The organism is Mangrovimonas aestuarii (genome assembly GCF_028767185.1).
Classification (GTDB): domain Bacteria; phylum Bacteroidota; class Bacteroidia; order Flavobacteriales; family Flavobacteriaceae; genus Mangrovimonas_B; species Mangrovimonas_B aestuarii.
In genome coordinates this window covers 38460-53858 of sequence record NZ_JARACK010000011.1, presented here as the reverse complement: position 1 = coordinate 53858, position 15399 = coordinate 38460, and the positions used below count along the sequence as shown (strand labels likewise).

General features: G+C 36.2%; 17 protein-coding genes. 9 read left to right on the top strand and 8 right to left on the bottom strand.

Features of this window, described 5'->3' with window-relative positions; translation table 11 throughout:
- The first annotated feature begins 92 nt into the window (after positions 1 to 92).
- From dapF to PWU04_RS12675, 5 genes are all read left to right on the top strand, one after another.
- A complete protein-coding gene (dapF, locus tag PWU04_RS12695; RefSeq protein ID WP_274476496.1) occupies positions 93 to 872 on the top strand; it encodes a diaminopimelate epimerase in 780 nt (259 codons plus the stop codon).
- Entirely contained in the window at positions 866 to 1390 is a 525-nt protein-coding gene (locus PWU04_RS12690) for a GNAT family N-acetyltransferase (RefSeq protein ID WP_274476495.1), read from the top strand. The genes dapF and PWU04_RS12690 overlap by 7 nt, the downstream gene beginning before the upstream one ends.
- On the top strand, positions 1390 to 2433 hold the full coding sequence (gene mltG, locus PWU04_RS12685; protein WP_274476494.1) for an endolytic transglycosylase MltG: 1044 nt from the start codon (positions 1390 to 1392) through the stop codon (positions 2431 to 2433). Before PWU04_RS12690 ends, mltG begins: the two co-directional genes overlap by 1 nt.
- A 1-nt stretch (position 2434) precedes the next feature.
- The gene (locus PWU04_RS12680) at positions 2435 to 3352 is read left to right on the top strand and encodes a DUF2279 domain-containing protein (RefSeq protein WP_274476493.1); all 918 of its coding nucleotides are present in this window, start codon (positions 2435 to 2437) and stop codon (positions 3350 to 3352) included.
- A 108-nt stretch (positions 3353 to 3460) separates the two neighbouring features.
- Positions 3461 to 4126 (top strand): peptidoglycan-binding protein LysM, encoded by a 666-nt coding sequence (locus PWU04_RS12675; RefSeq protein ID WP_274476492.1) that lies wholly within the window; start codon positions 3461 to 3463, stop codon positions 4124 to 4126.
- A gap of 14 nt (positions 4127 to 4140) precedes the next feature.
- Here PWU04_RS12675 and PWU04_RS12670 read toward each other — a convergent pair whose 3' ends face one another.
- Genes PWU04_RS12670 through dnaA form a run of 4 tightly spaced genes read right to left on the bottom strand, consistent with a single transcriptional unit; the run spans position 4141 to position 8210 of the window.
- Entirely contained in the window at positions 4141 to 4857 is a 717-nt protein-coding gene (locus tag PWU04_RS12670) for an SAM-dependent methyltransferase (protein ID WP_274476491.1), read from the bottom strand.
- Between the two features lie 5 nt (positions 4858 to 4862).
- On the bottom strand, positions 4863 to 6260 hold the full coding sequence (locus PWU04_RS12665) for a PQQ-dependent sugar dehydrogenase (protein WP_274476490.1): 1398 nt from the start codon (positions 6258 to 6260) through the stop codon (positions 4863 to 4865).
- Between the two features lie 56 nt (positions 6261 to 6316).
- Positions 6317 to 6769 carry a low molecular weight protein-tyrosine-phosphatase gene (locus tag PWU04_RS12660; RefSeq protein ID WP_274476489.1) on the bottom strand — a complete coding sequence of 151 codons (453 nt, stop codon included), beginning with the start codon at positions 6767 to 6769 and terminating at the stop codon, positions 6317 to 6319.
- Between the two features lie 13 nt (positions 6770 to 6782).
- Entirely contained in the window at positions 6783 to 8210 is a 1428-nt protein-coding gene (gene dnaA / locus PWU04_RS12655; protein ID WP_274476488.1) for a chromosomal replication initiator protein DnaA, read from the bottom strand.
- 184 nt (positions 8211 to 8394) lie between these two features.
- On the opposite strand from dnaA, the gene PWU04_RS12650 reads away from it, so the two are divergent.
- Positions 8395 to 8811 (top strand): acyl-CoA thioesterase, encoded by a 417-nt coding sequence (locus tag PWU04_RS12650; RefSeq protein ID WP_274476487.1) that lies wholly within the window; start codon positions 8395 to 8397, stop codon positions 8809 to 8811.
- Here PWU04_RS12650 and PWU04_RS12645 read toward each other — a convergent pair.
- Genes PWU04_RS12645 through ribD form a run of 4 tightly spaced genes read right to left on the bottom strand, consistent with a single transcriptional unit; the run spans position 8798 to position 11873 of the window.
- A complete protein-coding gene (locus tag PWU04_RS12645; protein WP_274476486.1) occupies positions 8798 to 9400 on the bottom strand; it encodes an IMPACT family protein in 603 nt (200 codons plus the stop codon). The genes PWU04_RS12650 and PWU04_RS12645 overlap by 14 nt on opposite strands.
- A gap of 1 nt (position 9401) precedes the next feature.
- A complete protein-coding gene (locus PWU04_RS12640; RefSeq protein ID WP_274476485.1) occupies positions 9402 to 10268 on the bottom strand; it encodes an EamA family transporter in 867 nt (288 codons plus the stop codon).
- Positions 10265 to 10876 carry an HAD family hydrolase gene (locus PWU04_RS12635; RefSeq protein ID WP_274476484.1) on the bottom strand — a complete coding sequence of 204 codons (612 nt, stop codon included), beginning with the start codon at positions 10874 to 10876 and terminating at the stop codon, positions 10265 to 10267. Before PWU04_RS12635 ends, PWU04_RS12640 begins: the two co-directional genes overlap by 4 nt.
- Entirely contained in the window at positions 10869 to 11873 is a 1005-nt protein-coding gene (gene ribD / locus PWU04_RS12630; RefSeq protein WP_274476483.1) for a bifunctional diaminohydroxyphosphoribosylaminopyrimidine deaminase/5-amino-6-(5-phosphoribosylamino)uracil reductase RibD, read from the bottom strand. Before ribD ends, PWU04_RS12635 begins: the two co-directional genes overlap by 8 nt.
- Before the next feature lie 20 nt (positions 11874 to 11893).
- Here ribD and PWU04_RS12625 point away from each other — a divergent pair, with 20 nt between their 5' ends.
- Genes PWU04_RS12625 through ligA form a run of 3 tightly spaced genes read left to right on the top strand, consistent with a single transcriptional unit; the run spans position 11894 to position 15339 of the window.
- Positions 11894 to 12388: a GNAT family N-acetyltransferase gene (locus tag PWU04_RS12625; protein ID WP_274476482.1), complete on the top strand. Its 495-nt coding sequence runs from the start codon at positions 11894 to 11896 to the stop codon at positions 12386 to 12388.
- Between the two features lie 3 nt (positions 12389 to 12391).
- On the top strand, positions 12392 to 13306 hold the full coding sequence (gene prmC / locus PWU04_RS12620; RefSeq protein WP_274476481.1) for a peptide chain release factor N(5)-glutamine methyltransferase: 915 nt from the start codon (positions 12392 to 12394) through the stop codon (positions 13304 to 13306).
- A gap of 17 nt (positions 13307 to 13323) precedes the next feature.
- On the top strand, positions 13324 to 15339 hold the full coding sequence (gene ligA / locus PWU04_RS12615; RefSeq protein WP_274476480.1) for an NAD-dependent DNA ligase LigA: 2016 nt from the start codon (positions 13324 to 13326) through the stop codon (positions 15337 to 15339).
- Positions 15340 to 15399: the final 60 nt, after the last annotated feature.

Sequence of the window (15399 nt, the reverse complement as noted above, 5' to 3'; positions counted from 1 at the left end):
AAATTTAAATAATTATTGAGCCGTTATTTCAACTTTAACGCCTATTTAACAACAGAAATAACGGTTTAATATTTATATATTTGTGGACTGTTATGAAGTATACTTTTTATAAATATCAAGGAACTGGGAACGATTTTGTGATGATTGATAATCGTCACAATGATTTCGACAAAAACAATACCAAATTGGTCAACCTCCTATGTGACCGTCGTTTTGGTATTGGGGCAGATGGATTGATTTTGATAGAAGATCACGATGCCACAGATTTTAAAATGGTTTATTACAATTCTGATGGCAATCAAAGTACCATGTGTGGTAACGGTGGGCGTTGTATTTCTGCTTTTGCCAGAGATTTAGGGGTGATAAACGGCGATGCTACTTTTGAAGCAGTCGATGGTCTGCACCATGTTAAGTTTAATGGAGATGAAGTAAGCTTACAAATGCAGGATGTGAGTACGATTGAAAACCATGAAGAACATTTGTTTTTGGATACGGGATCACCACATCATGTGGAATTGCGTTCTGATTTAGATGCTCTTGATGTAAAGGAAGTTGGAGCTGGTATTAGATACGGAGAACTATACGGTAAGGAAGGTTCCAATGTCAATTTTGTTGAACAAATAGGAGATAGTACTTTCAATGTAAGAACCTATGAAAGAGGTGTAGAAGACGAAACCTTCTCTTGTGGTACAGGGGTTACGGCTGTGGCTATAGCAATGTTTGAGTTAGGTAAAACAAAATCAAACAATGTTACCCTAAAAACCAAAGGAGGTGATTTAAAAGTAAGCTTTGTAAAAACTGACGAAGGCTATAAAGACGTTTGGCTTACCGGTCCTGCCAAACGAGTATTTAAAGGAGAGGTGTCATGTTAACCTTAAAGGGAGAACATATTTATTTAAGGGCATTAGAGCCTGAAGATCTTGAGTTTGTCTACGAGATAGAAAATGACGAAAATATTTGGGAACTGAGCCATACCCAAACTCCATACTCTAGATTCTTAATTAAAGAGTATTTAGAACATTCACATAAGGATATTTTTGAAGCCAAACAATTACGATTGGTTATTTCAAATTTTGACAACCAAGCCATGGGATTGATCGATTTGTTCGATTTCGATTTTAAGAACAAACGCGCAGGAGTTGGTATTTTAATAAAGGATGCCAAATACCGAAAAAACGGATTAGGGTCTGAAGCGTTGAGTCTTTTGGTAAATTATTGTTTTAAGAAGTTACAGTTGCATCAGTTGTATTGTAACATTTCAGAAGACAATGAAGCCAGTATAAAATTATTTTCCAACCAAGGGTTTCAACAGGTGGGATTGAAAAAAGATTGGAATTTTTCCAACGAAAGATATCAAAACGAATATTTATTTCAACTTATAAATAAGTAATGTATTTTAAAAAGATTTTTATTGCTGTAGCCTTGATAGGGTTGCTTATTGCCGGGTTGTTCGCTAATTATGTGTATAAGGCTATGTTTAAGCCTAATACGGTTTTTAATAATGATGTAGCTTATATTTATGTGCCTACTAATGCCTCTTACGAAGAAGTAAGAGAACAGTTGTATCCATTATTAAAAGATATCGAATCTTTTGATGCTTTGGCTCAACGCAAGCAGTATGTTGATAATATCAAAGCAGGTCGTTTTGCTGTAAAAAAGGGGATGAACAATAACGAAATCATCAATTCTATTCGAAGTAAAAATTTACCACTTAAAATATCTTTCAATAATCAGGAAACCTTAAACGATTTGGCGTCGCGTATTGCATCTCAAATTGAAGCCGATAGTCTTTCCTTGATTTCGGTTATGACAGATACAGCTTTTCTGTCTGAAAACAATTTTTCAGAGGATACAGCATTGGGGATGTATATACCTAATAGTTATGAGTTCTTTTGGAATACTTCAGCAGAACAGTTTAGGGCTAGAATGCTTAAAGAGTACGATAGATTTTGGAATGCTGAAAGACAAGAAAAGGCAAAGACTTTAGGGTTGAGTCCTGAACAGATTACTGCGTTAGCGGCTATCGTTCAGAAGGAGACTGCTAAGGTAGATGAACGACCAAGAGTAGCAGGAGTTTATTTAAACCGCTTAAAAAAGGGAATGGCATTGCAAGCAGATCCTACTGTAATTTATGCTGTTAAAAAGAAAACAGGAGATTTTAATCAGGTTATTAAGCGTGTTCTTTATAAGGATCTTGAAGTTGATTCTCCATATAATACATATAAGTATGCCGGCTTGCCTCCTGGGCCGATTGCTATGCCTGATATTTCTGCCATTGATGCCGTACTTAATTATGAAAAGCATTCCTATTATTACTTCGTTGCCGATGTTAACAGATTTGGTTATCACAAGTTTGCAAAAACATTAGCTCAACATAACAGAAATCGGCAGGAGTATGTAAACTGGATAAACACTCAGGGTATAAACCGTTGATTTGAGAATAAAAGGCGCTTATACTATAATCATCCTTTTTTTTATATCAATGTCCTTGGTTGCTCAAAATGAAGAGCAAAGAGGGGCTTTCTTAAAACCAAGTGATACACTTAATAGATCCCGACGTAATGGAATAGTCATTTCTGGCGCTGCCATATACGGAGTGAGTATGATTGGACTCAGTCAGTTATGGTACAAAGATTATGAGCAGTCTAAGTTCCATACCTTCAATGATAATGGTGAATGGATGCAGATGGACAAAATAGGGCATACCTATTCTTCCTACCAGCTTACCAGACTAGCAGCAGAAACTTTAAGGTGGAGTGGTGTTGATGAAAAGAAACAACTGATTTACGGAGCTGGTTCAAGTTTGTTGTTTTTAACCACTGTTGAAGTGTTTGATGGCTACTCTTCAGGATGGGGGTTTTCTTGGGGTGACATTGTGTCAAATGTCATAGGGTCAGGTTTTTATGTTTGTCAGGAGCTTTTGTGGCAGGAACAACGTCTGTCATTTAAGTACTCTTTTCACCATACCAACTATGCGAATTTACGGCCAGAAACATTAGGACAAAATACTGAACAACAAGTGTTTAAGGATTACAATGGTCAAACTTATTGGCTTAGTGTGAATTTACGGTCTTTTATTAAAAATAAAACCATTCCCAGATGGTTTAATGTAGCACTTGGATATGGGGCTGATGGCATGCTTACAGGCTTTGATGAGGCTAGTGATAATATAGCTTTTCAGGATAGACTACGTCAATATTATTTTAGCTTTGATATAGACTTCACTAGGATAAAAACAAAATCTAACGTTTTAAGATCGGTTTTTTCTGTTTTGAACACTTTAAAAATGCCCTTTCCTACATTTGAAATCGATAGTCAAGGATCTGTAACAGTGCACCCTATCTACTTTTAATTGCGGTTAATCGATTAATTTTCAGATGTTAAAATTTTATTATAAGTTTGCAAGCTGAAATTTTCAGGCACGCTTCTTGTCAGATGTGCTGAAGAAATTTTAAAATTTATGGTAAAAAATATTGCAGGAACCCTAGCTCTATCACTTACTACTTTTGCACTGGTTTATTTAGCGTTTTCGTCTGATGAACCTATAGTAGAATTAGGTGATCATTCAACAAAAGGTCTAGCATTACATTACACCGTACCTCATTATGAGGAACAAGACCAAACCCAAGAAGCAACTTTCTCTCCATCTTTAGGGAAATCGTTTGTAGGATTTAAAGAAGCATTAGGCTTCAAAGAGTCTGGAGGCGATTACTTCACAGTAAACACACTAGGATATTTAGGTAAATACCAATTTGGAAAGGAGACTCTCAAAATGATTGGTGTTTATAATCCGACTCAATTCCTTAAGGATCCAGAGTTGCAGGAAAAGGCATTTCTAGCCAATGCTGCCCGTAACAAATGGATTTTACGTAAGGATATTAATCGTTTTGTAGGTAATACTATGAACGGTATTAAAATAACAGAATCTGGTATTTTGGCAGCTGCTCATTTAGCTGGTCCTGGTAATGTGAAAAAGTACTTAAGAAGTTTCGGAAAGAATGGATTTAGGGATGCTTACGGTACCTCAATTGAATACTATCTTAAAAAGTTTTCAGGATACGATACTTCGTTTATCAAACCAAATAGAAAAGCAAAAGTTAAGCTGGAGGAAAATATTGTAGCCTAGTATTTTCGAATAGTTTAATTTTTTTGAATAATAAATATGGTAGGTCGCTTATGTAGGTCTACCATATTTTTTTGCCATTGATTGGCTGTTCTTGTCTTTATGTATTCTGTAGGGAGTGTTATGTCGGCGGCTATACAAATCAAGGTATTATTACCGAGTACGTTAGCTAGATCTTCTAGCATTTTATTATTGCGATAGGGAGTTTCTATGAAGATTTGCGATTGGTTTTGTTCATAGGAAAGTCTCTCTAAGCGTTTTATCTCATTTTTTCTTTCGTGCTTGTCAATAGGCAAGTAACCATTAAAGGCAAAACTTTGCCCGTTCATTCCTGAGCCCATCAGTGCCAATAAAATAGAAGAAGGTCCAACTAAAGGAACAACCTGAATATTCTTTTCATGGGCAATTTTTACAACATCCGCACCAGGGTCTGCAACACCAGGGCAGCCAGCCTCGCTTAATAAACCTATATTTTTTCCATGAAGACAAGGTTCTAAAAACTCTGGGAGTTCGCTAATGTCTGTATGTTTGTTTAAAACGAAAATCCTCAATCCAGACTGTTGTTTGCTGGAACTTATTCTTTTGATGAACCTACGAGCAGTTTTTTCGTTTTCAACAATGTAAATATTTACCTGTTCAATAACTTTTTTTACTGAAATAGGAAGCACCTCAAGAGGGGCAGTTTCTCCAAGTGTGGTGGGAATAAGATAAAGTTTACCAGTTTCTGTAGTCATATTGGCTATTGAATGATGAGTTTTTTTATTGCTTTATTTCCGTTGCTGGTAGAAATTTCAACCAAATATAATCCTTTAGCTAAGTTTTCTAGAGAGATATTTGAACTATCAGTGTTAAGATGTTCAACTTTTTTTAATACTTCTCCTTTCAGACTGTAAAGTGTTGCACTGTATTCTTGGTGCAGGTGTTCAGTTAGAGAAAGTTGAACTGATCCGTTTGCAGGGTTGGGTGTTAACTTGAAGTCTGAAATATAATTGTCTTCAATACCTAAATTATCAGTTTCAATTCGGTAAATAGTACCACCAAATCGATCAGCAATATATAGTTCGTTGTTTACATCTTGGCCAAAGGTAGTCCAGTTATTTCCGTTAAAAGCTGGTGTGAAAGTAATTGAATAACTTCCGTTTTCTTCAGTCAGAATACCAATTTCGCCACTGCAATAGTCGGCAAAAAAATAAAGGCCACTTAGTGAAGGGAAGTCTGTTCCTCGGTAGCGGTAACCACCAGTAATTGAGCATTTAGGTAGTCCATCATTTGAATGGGAATATTCAGAAATAGGAAAAGTTACGGTGGAGGCATCTGGACATCCCGAAGTGTTATATGTGGCATTGCCTTCGTAGCATCTCCAGCCGTAATTTATTCCCGACACTGTTGGGGAAGCCATATTTATTTCTTCGTATGAGCCTTGGCCTACATCTGCAATCCAGATTTCATCGGTGTCTGCATCAAATGAAAATTTCCAGGGGTTTCTTAATCCATAGGCCCATATTTCTGATAATGTATTATCATCTCCATCATTACTAAAGGGGTTGTCTAATGGGATTCCATATGGGGTACCGTTGTCAACATCAATACGTAAAATTTTTCCAAGGAGGACATCGAGGCTTTGTCCACGGTTTCCTGGGTCTCCGCCACTACCACCATCACCTGTTGCAATGTATAGGTAACCATCATTTCCAAAAGCTATGCAGCCACCGTTATGGTTGGAAAAAGGTTGTGTTATGGTTAATAAAGTAGTCTCTGCTGTGTTTGCTATATCGGGATTTGCACTTACTTGATATCGTGCAATTACAGTATTTCCACTTAGATTGGTGTAGTTTACAAAAAAATAGCCGTTGATAGAGTAGTTAGGATGGAAAGCCAAACCTAAAAGTCCTCTTTCACCAGCGTTACTGTTTACAATGCTGCTAATGTCTAAAAAGGGTGTAGTATTTACAGTGCCATTAGAATTTAAGATTTTTATGGTGCCAGGTTTTTCAACAACAAACAGACGGCTATCTCCTGAGTGTTTTATTTCTACAGGTGTGTTAAAATTGGTAGCAATGGGGTTGAGTGTGATGTCTTGACCAAAGGTAAATTTACTATATATTAAGAGAGCAAGACATAGAGTAATTATTTTCATAGCGAATAAGATTTGTTAATCTATTAAAGTTATGAAAAATAATCATCGAATACTTTCTATGAAATCCGTTCGGCTATAATGGAACAGGCTTCGTCAAGCATTTTAAAAACATTGTCAAAACCTTGATCGCCTCCATAGTATGGGTCGGGAACGTCGTAGTTTTGATTAGGGTAAACTTCGTTAAGAATAAGTTTTACTTTTTCAATATCGCTTTCTGACCTTGCTAATTTTACGACATTGTTGTAATTCGAGTTGTCCATGACGTAAATAAGATCGAATTGATCAAAGTCGCTCTTGCGAAACTGTCGTCCACGCTGGTTGGTAATGTCAATTCCATATTTCTTGGCGATATCTACCGATCGTCTATCTGGAGCTTCACCTACATGATAATTGCTTGTTCCTGCAGAATCCACAAAAAATGTATCATCTAAAAGTTTGTGTTGTAAAATACCTTCGGCTAGGGGAGAACGACAAATGTTTCCCAAACAAACCATTAAAATCCTGGTCATACTATTCTAAACTTTAAACAGAAAGTTTTTTAGAGATGTCCTCTACGTATTTCTTAAATTGTTTGTCGGTAGTTGTTAGGTTGTCTACCGTTTTGCAAGCATGGAGTACAGTTGCATGATCACGCTTTCCTATTTGCGATCCAATACTTGCCAATGATGCTTTTGTGTACTTTTTAGCAAAGAACATAGCTAGCTGACGTGCTTGAACAATGTGACGTTTTCTGGTTTTGGACTGAAGCGTATCAACATCCATTTGGAAATAGTCAGATACTACTTTTTGAATGTAATCTATGGAAACTTCTCTCTTGGTGTTCTTTACAAATTTCTCAACAATCTGTTTCGCTAAATCGATGGTTACTTCCTTTTTGTTGAAAGACGATTGTGCAATCAAAGAGATGATAGCGCCTTCCAATTCACGGATATTCGATTTGATGTTTTTTGCAACATATTCAATAATATCATCTGGCATCTCAACACCATCGCGATACAATTTGTTTTTAAGTATTGAAATACGCGTTTCGAAATCTGGGCTTTGCAGTTCTGCTGAAAGACCCCATTTAAAACGAGATAATAAACGTTGTTCAATATCTTGCATGTCAACAGGTGCTTTATCACTTGTTAGTATAACCTGTTTTCCATTTTGGTGTAAGTGGTTAAAGATGTGGAAGAACACATCTTGGGTTCCGGACTTACCCGATAAGAATTGAACATCATCAATTATCAATACATCTATAATCTGGTAAAAGTGAATAAAGTCGTTACGGTTATTCTTCTTTACAGATTCTATATATTGTTGTGTAAACTTTTCTGCTGATATATAAAGTACCGTTTTTTCTGGATACTTATCTTTTATTTGAATTCCAATAGCATGAGCCAAGTGGGTTTTTCCCAATCCAACACCACCAAAAACCAATAATGGGTTGAATGACGTTCCACCAGGTTTGTTTGCAACAGCTAAACCGGCACTTCTGGCCAAACGGTTGGAATCTCCTTCTAAAAAATTATCGAAATTATAGTTAGGATTAAGTTGTGACTCAATCTTTACATTTCTTATTCCAGGTATTACAAAAGGGTTTCGTAATTCAGGATTTTTATTTTTTAAAGGAATATCTACATCCTGAGCCTTTACCGCTGTACGGTTAGAGCTTGGTATTTTTTCTGTAAATGGTTGTTTGTTACCATAGGTGTTTTCCATTTTAATGATGTACACCAATTTGGCTTTTTCTCCTAATTCCTTTGTTAATGCGACTTTTAATATTTTTACGTAGTGCTCTTCCAGCCATTCGTAGAAGAACTTACTAGGTACCTGAATGCTAAGTGCATTGTCGGTGAGTTTAACTGCTACAATTGGCTCGAACCAGGTTTTGAAAGCTTGAGGTTGGATGTTATCTTGTATGAATTCTAGACAATTATTCCATACCGTTTTCGCAGTTAAATTCATTAGTCGTTAAAAGGTTTTTTTAGTTAGTTAATGATTTCGGGATGTGAACTTCCCTAGCAGTTAACAGCATGACAAATATGTGAACAAAATTCTAAAAAAAAAAATAGGAACCTATTGAATTTATGGAAAAAAAATGCCATGTTTAACCGTTTCCGAAACTACAAAAAAATATTTAAAAAAAGATATGAAATTCGATGAAATGCAAACTAGGGTAAGATATGCTGAAACCGATCAGATGGGAGTGGTTCACCACGCTAATTACGCACTATACTTGGAAATGGGGCGAACTGAGTGGTTGAGGAACAAAGGAGTTTCTTATCGTGAAATGGAAGAAAAAGGAGTTATGCTTCCTGTGGTTTCAATGAACTTAAAATACAAGCGTTCTGCACAATACGATGAGCTTCTAACGGTTAGGACCAAGTTAGCAAAATTGCCTACAGCCTCAATAGAATTTTATTACGAAATCGTTAATAAAAGTGGCCAGATTTTGTGTACAGCCAACACTGTTTTAGCATTTGTTGACATGAAAACAAATAAACTGATGCGCGCACCTAAATTTTTGATGGATTTAATAGAAGCTGAAAAGATTACAGAGTCTTGATTTCCACTCCGAAAATTTGATCAAAAATATTGTGGATAGATTCCGAATCACTTTTTCTGACAGAAATTGTGATTTGGCAATCTAATTCCATTTTTTGGTTCGTGACGTTCAAGTTTTTTTCCTTGATTACCCGCATAACCTTATTAATATTTTGGTAATCGCAACTAATCAAAAAGGTTTTGTCGATCGTTCTTTCTATGATTTCAGCGGTTTCCAAAGCCATTTGAGCTGCACTTCTGTAAGCGTTGATAAGACCTCCAACGCCCAATTTTACACCGCCAAAATACCGAACGACAACAACCAAAATATTAGTGACATCAAACGATTGTATTTGTCCGTAAATAGGCATTCCCGCACTATTGCTTGGTTCGCCGTCATCATTGGCCCGATAGCTAATGGTTTTGGTGCCCAATTGATAGGCGTAGCACCAGTGTCTAGCATTATGATGTTGCTTTTTTAAATCGTCTAAATGTTGTTTTATTTCTTCTTCGCTGTTTACAGGAAATGTATATCCAAAAAACTTACTGTTCCTGTCTTTAAATAAAATTCCTTCTGTTGGTTTGGTTATGGTTTTGTATAGGTCTTCCATGTTATATGGTTGTAGTAACTAAAATAATTGAAATTATTGCAAGCGCTACTCCAATTTTGTTTTTTAAGAGTAGTCTTTCCTTAAAATACAGTACACCTAAAAGTGTCGACAAAGTAACAATGCTTACATTATTAATGGTGAATACAGTTGAGCTTTCCAAATATTGAATCTGCAAAGATTTTATAATAAAGAAGAGGGAGTAAAAATTAACCGCTCCCAATATAATTCCGCCAATTATACTTTGTTTGATTTTACTGAAATCTTGTTTTTTTAGTGTTGCCAAAATTATGGTTACACCACTTAAGCCAGCTACAAAAAAAGTTGAGGCCGAAAACAAGGCGGTTTCACTAGTGGGCATGTGATGTGTTTGGATGTAGTTAATTGTGCTATCTATAATACCAGCTCCACAAAACAGTAATACAGGAAACAACATAGATTGATTAGCTGATTTATGTTTACCCGGTTTTGATGCTGTTAAATAAACAGCGATTATAGCTAACGTTATTCCAATAATTTTTTGGATTCCAGCATTTTCATTAAAAGCAAAAATACCAATACCAATAGGGATAACAACCGACATTTTGCTGGCAACTGAAGCAGTGGAGAGTCCGTTTTTTTGAGTTGTAGTGGCCATGAGGTAGAAAACAGCAATAAATAAGATGCCTAAAATTATAGTTCCATAAAACCATGGCTTCGAAACTAAAGTTGACGCAGTAATTGTTTTGTTGTAATGAAGCAGCCCTGAAATACCAGCTATAAAATAATTTACTACAATAGCGTGAAGGCTGTTAATGTTAAATTTTCCAAATAGCTTAAAGATGACGAATAGACCGGTTGATACAATTATGCTGCCTATAAGGAAAATCAAAACAAATGGCTTTTTACCTCGAAGAGGTTGGTGATGTCTTCAGTTTTAGGGTTGATGTTCCAAGTGTTGATCTTTAGCTTCCTAGCAGATACAATGTTTTCAGGTGTGTCGTCTATAAACAGACACTTTTCAGGTGTTAGATTGTTTTCATTAAGGACGAATTCGTAAATGTCAGAATTAGGTTTTCTTAACTTGATTTCGTGGGAAAGGTAGAATTTGTTAAACTGTGCTTTAAAGTCTTCATAGAAATCTACATTTTCTTTAATCCAATCTATATGAAGTGTGTTTGTGTTGCTAAGTAGAATTAATTTGTATTCTTTAGCTTCAGAAAGTTTTTTAAGCCATTCTAGCCGGTGTTCTGGGAAATCCTTTAGCAGGATATTCCAAGATGCTATTATTTCATCTTTGCTTAATTGAGGGTATGTATGCTGATATTGTTTAATAAAAGTATCTGTTTCAATAAGGCCTTGTTCGTATTGAATGTTTATTTTCGTTAGGTCGTCTGGAAACGAATTAATTTGTAATAGCGAAAGGGTGTGTTTTAAGGCGCCTTCCTTATCAAGGTTTATAAAAACATCTCCAAAATCGAAAATTAAAGTATCAATCATGTTTGTAAACTTTTAACGTGTCATCTAATATTTTTGTTTCGTTTAGAAGGTTTCCATCGAATTTAGGAGCGAGTGTTCCTTTGTGAAAACTTACCTTTCCAGTAAAGATTCTAGCTTCATCCCATATGTCTTCGTTGATAAAATGTTGGAGGGTTTTAGTCCCCCCTTCAATAATGACAGAGTTTATTTGGTGTTTGAACAAAATATCGCAGACTTGTTTTGCTAGAGGTTTGTCAAAATCGATGTCCTTTTCGGTTATGTGGATGGTTTTTGCTTTATTATTGAAGATATTCAAACTTTTAGAAAGTTTTCCTTTTCTGTCTATTACTATTCTAGTAAGATGATTCCCGGTCCAATCTCTAGCGGTTAGGGTTGGGTTATCTTGTAAAACAGTATTGGTGCCAACCAAAATGGAGTGTTCTTCAGTACGCCATTTATGAACAAGTTGTCTTGAGTAGGTGTTGGTAATCCATACGGGCTTTTGTTCATTTCGAATTTCAGGGGCAATAAATCCGTCTTCGCTTTGTGCCCATTTTAAAATCACATAGGGGCGTTTTTTGTTGTGGAGCGTAAAGAAACGTTTATGGTGTTCTTTGCAGTCTAGTTCTAAAACGCCAACAATTACCTCGCAACCAGACTTTTTTAGTTTTTCAACCCCTTTTCCGGCAACCAACGGATTGTCATCTAAACAGCCTATTACTACTGTTTTAATTCCTGATCGTATAATTAAGTCGCTACAAGGAGGTGTTTTTCCATAATGAGAGCACGGCTCTAAGGTTACATAAATCGTTGCGTCCTTTAATAGAGTAGCATCTTTTACCGATGCAATTGCATTAACTTCGGCATGGTTTCCTCCATAAGAACTGGTAAAACCCTCTCCAATTATTTTGTCTTTATGTACTATTACACTGCCAACCATAGGGTTGGGACGGGTGCTGCCCAGTCCATTTTTTGCGATTTCAATACAGCGTTTTATGTAAAATTCATGTATATTCACTTGGGTAAAAATAATACATAATGTTGAGTAAAAACAACATTGTAATAAGAGAAATAAAACCAGAAGATAACGCTCAAATAGAGGCGATTATCAAGGCGGTTTTTCATGAATTGGAACTTCCGTTGCAGGGCACTGCATATACCGACCCTGAAACTTCAAGCATGTATGAATCTTATAAAGGTGATAATGAAGTTTACTTTGTGATAGAGAAAGATGGGGAACTATTTGGCGGTGCAGGGGTGAAATCATTGAAGAACCACAACGGAAGTGTTTGTGAGCTTCAGAAAATGTATTTTTCGACATCATATAGGAACAGGGGATATGGTAAACTATTGTTTGAACACTGTTTGAAAGCGGCCAAAAACATGGGGTATGGGAAATGCTATTTAGAGACTGCCTCACAGTTAAAGGCTGCTATTCATGTTTATGAGTCGTTTGGGTTTAAGCGTTTGAAAGAACCAATGGGAGAAACTGGGCATTTTGCCTGTGGTATATGGATGATTAAAACATTGTGATTAATGAAACTTAAAGATGTACAACGACTGTTTCATAGGTCGTTAAGGGGGGATTATGAAGCAGAAGAAATAAATGCCTTTTTTTATACTCTAATCGAGAAGTACTACAATTGTACGCGATTGCAGTTGGCGTTAAAGCCTAATTTTACAATAAACGAGGTTGAACAGGAAGAAATTATTGAGGCTTTAGAGCAATTAAAGCAGCATAAACCTATTCAATATATTACTAAGGAAACAGAATTCTTTGGGCTTTCTTTTTCAGTTGATGAGAATGTGCTTATTCCAAGGCCGGAAACTGAAGAGCTCGTAGCTTGGGTTTTATCGGATTATCGCGAAAAAGAAGGTGAAATAATAATTCTTGATATAGGTACAGGGAGTGGATGCATTGCTATTTCTTTAGCTAAGTACTTGCCAAATGCAAAGGTTTACGCCTTAGATGTTAGTGGTGGTGCTCTGGCATTGGCTCGCAAAAATGCAGAGAACAATAATGTGCAGGTAAATTTTGTAGAAGCCGATATTTTGCACATGGAAAACGGTTGGAACATTTCTCATGAAAACGGGGAGGAGCCTAGGTTTATTCAAGGTGAATTGGAAAAAGCAAGGGTTAAGTTTGATGTGATTGTTTCTAATCCACCATACGTTCGTGAACAGGAAAAAGAGAATATGAAGGAAAATGTGCTTATGCACGAACCTAATTTAGCTCTTTTTGTAAGCGATGGTAATCCGTTGTTATTTTATAAGGCGATAACTAAGTTTGCAAAAAGAACTCTGCTTCCAAAGGGAGAACTGTTTTTTGAAATAAATGAATATCTTGGCCACGATATGAAAACCTTGTTGGAACATAATGGGTTTGTAGATATAGATCTTAAACAAGATATGTTTGCTAAGGATCGTATGATTAAGGGAGCATTAAAATAAGTTAGCCTATTTAGGATATGACAGTAAAAGAAACTATTGAAAAACTAAGAAAGGAAATAACACAACATAACTATAATTATTATGTGTTGGATAATCCAACAATTAGTGATTATGAATTTGATGTGATGCTGAAAGAGCTTCAAATGTTGGAAGCAAAATATCCGGAGTTTTTAGATCCTAATTCCCCAACTCAAAGAGTGGGAGGTCAAATTACCAAAAATTTTGAAACAGTAGTTCATGAGCATCGCATGTACTCGTTAGATAATTCTTATAGTAAGGAAGATCTTGAGGATTGGGAAGCGAGGATAAAAAAAATGGTTGATGATCCAATAGAATATACCTGCGAACTAAAATACGATGGGGCTTCTATAAATTTAACCTACGAGAATGGTAAGTTACAGAGGGCGGTAACAAGAGGTGACGGATTCCAAGGGGACAATGTAACCAATAATGTGAAGACCATAAAAAGTGTGCCTTTAAAGCTTCATGGCGAGTATCCTGAAAAATTTGATATAGGGGGGGAAATAGTTCTTCCTCTGGCTGGTTTCAATAAATTGAATGAGGAGCGAATTGAAATAGGAGAGGAGCCTTATAGAAACCCCAGAAATACAGCTTCAGGGAGCTTGAAGCTTCAAGATAGTTCGGAAGTAGCTAAACGCCCGTTGGATTGTTTGTTGTATAGTGTTAAGTTGGGAGGTACTACTGGAAATAATGTCGGTATAGAAACTCAGTTTCAAAGCTTGGAAAAGGCAAGGTCTTGGGGATTTAAAGTACCTGAGGAAGCCAAATTGGTGAATTCTATAGATGAAGTTTTAGAGTATATTAATTATTGGGATGTAAATCGTCATGAATTGCCTTTTGAGATTGATGGGGTGGTTATAAAGGTGAATAGCATTTATCAACAAGAGGAATTAGGATATACTGCCAAGTCACCACGATGGGCAATGGCCTATAAGTTCAAGGCAGAACAGGTGTCTACTAAGTTGAATAGTATTTCCTATCAAGTGGGCCGGACAGGGGCAATTACTCCGGTAGCAAATTTAGAGCCTGTTTTATTGGCTGGAACCATAGTTAAGCGTGCTTCTTTGCACAATGCAGACCAGATCGCTAAACTGGGTGTTAGGATTGATGATGAAGTATATGTAGAGAAAGGTGGTGAGATCATTCCTAAAATTGTAGGGGTTAATTTGACTAAAAGGCTTGAAAGCTCTCAAGTTGTAGAATATATTTCCCATTGCCCAGAGTGTGATACAGAATTAGTTAGAAAAGAAGGAGAGGCTCAACATTATTGTCCAAATTACAATGGGTGCAAACCACAGGTAATTGGTAGAATCCAACATTTTATTTCCCGAAAGGCAATGGATATAGAAGGTCTTGGAGGGGAAACGGTTGCTCTTTTGGTAAATGAGGGGTTAATTAACGATTATTCAGATTTGTATGAGTTGAAAAAGGAACAGGTAATTCCATTAGAGCGAATGGCTGAGAAAAGTGCCGACAATTTGATTAAAGGTATTGAGAAGTCGAAAAGTATTCCTTTTGAAAGAGTTTTGTATGCGCTTGGAATACGTTATGTAGGTGAAACTGTGGCAAAAAAACTTGCTAAGCACTATAAAACTATTGATGCATTAGCGAATGCCTCACTTGAGGATTTAGTTGCTGTGGAGGAAATTGGGGAAAAGATTGCTCAAAGTGTACAGGTTTTCTTTGAATCAGAAAAAAATAATTCCATCATACAGAAGTTAAAGAGTTTTGGTGTTCAATTGGAAATCGATGCTAGTGTTTTAGCGAATCAAACTGATAAGTTACAAAGTCAAACTTTTGTTGTTTCTGGTGTTTTTGAAACTATTTCACGAAACGAATTAAAGAAATTAATCGAAGACAATGGAGGTAAAGTAGCTTCATCAATATCATCTAAAACCAATTTTATTGTGGCAGGAGATAAAATGGGGCCGAGTAAAAAAGAAAAGGCGGAAAAACTTAATATTCCTTTATTGTCTGAGAATGAATTTCTAAGCTTGCTAGAGAAAGTGTAATTAAGGATCGTTAAAACGTTGGTTTTCATCGGTAAGTCACTATTTTTGTTATCTTTGACA

Bases quoted from the DNA above. Each gene is read 5' to 3' on its own strand.
- dapF (WP_274476496.1), top strand. From the start codon at position 93: ATGAAGTATACTTTTTATAAATATCAAGGAACTGGGAACGATTTTGTG.
- PWU04_RS12690 (WP_274476495.1), top strand. From the start codon at position 866: ATGTTAACCTTAAAGGGAGAACATATTTATTTAAGGGCATTAGAGCCT.
- mltG (WP_274476494.1), top strand. From the start codon at position 1,390: ATGTATTTTAAAAAGATTTTTATTGCTGTAGCCTTGATAGGGTTGCTT.
- PWU04_RS12675 (WP_274476492.1), top strand. From the start codon at position 3,461: ATGGTAAAAAATATTGCAGGAACCCTAGCTCTATCACTTACTACTTTT.
- PWU04_RS12670 (WP_274476491.1), bottom strand. From the start codon at position 4,857: ATGACTACAGAAACTGGTAAACTTTATCTTATTCCCACCACACTTGGA.
- PWU04_RS12665 (WP_274476490.1), bottom strand. From the start codon at position 6,260: ATGAAAATAATTACTCTATGTCTTGCTCTCTTAATATATAGTAAATTT.
- PWU04_RS12660 (WP_274476489.1), bottom strand. From the start codon at position 6,769: ATGACCAGGATTTTAATGGTTTGTTTGGGAAACATTTGTCGTTCTCCC.
- dnaA (WP_274476488.1), bottom strand. From the start codon at position 8,210: ATGAATTTAACTGCGAAAACGGTATGGAATAATTGTCTAGAATTCATA.
- PWU04_RS12650 (WP_274476487.1), top strand. From the start codon at position 8,395: ATGAAATTCGATGAAATGCAAACTAGGGTAAGATATGCTGAAACCGAT.
- PWU04_RS12645 (WP_274476486.1), bottom strand. From the start codon at position 9,400: ATGGAAGACCTATACAAAACCATAACCAAACCAACAGAAGGAATTTTA.
- PWU04_RS12635 (WP_274476484.1), bottom strand. From the start codon at position 10,876: ATGATTGATACTTTAATTTTCGATTTTGGAGATGTTTTTATAAACCTT.
- PWU04_RS12625 (WP_274476482.1), top strand. From the start codon at position 11,894: ATGTTGAGTAAAAACAACATTGTAATAAGAGAAATAAAACCAGAAGAT.
- prmC (WP_274476481.1), top strand. From the start codon at position 12,392: ATGAAACTTAAAGATGTACAACGACTGTTTCATAGGTCGTTAAGGGGG.
- ligA (WP_274476480.1), top strand. From the start codon at position 13,324: ATGACAGTAAAAGAAACTATTGAAAAACTAAGAAAGGAAATAACACAA.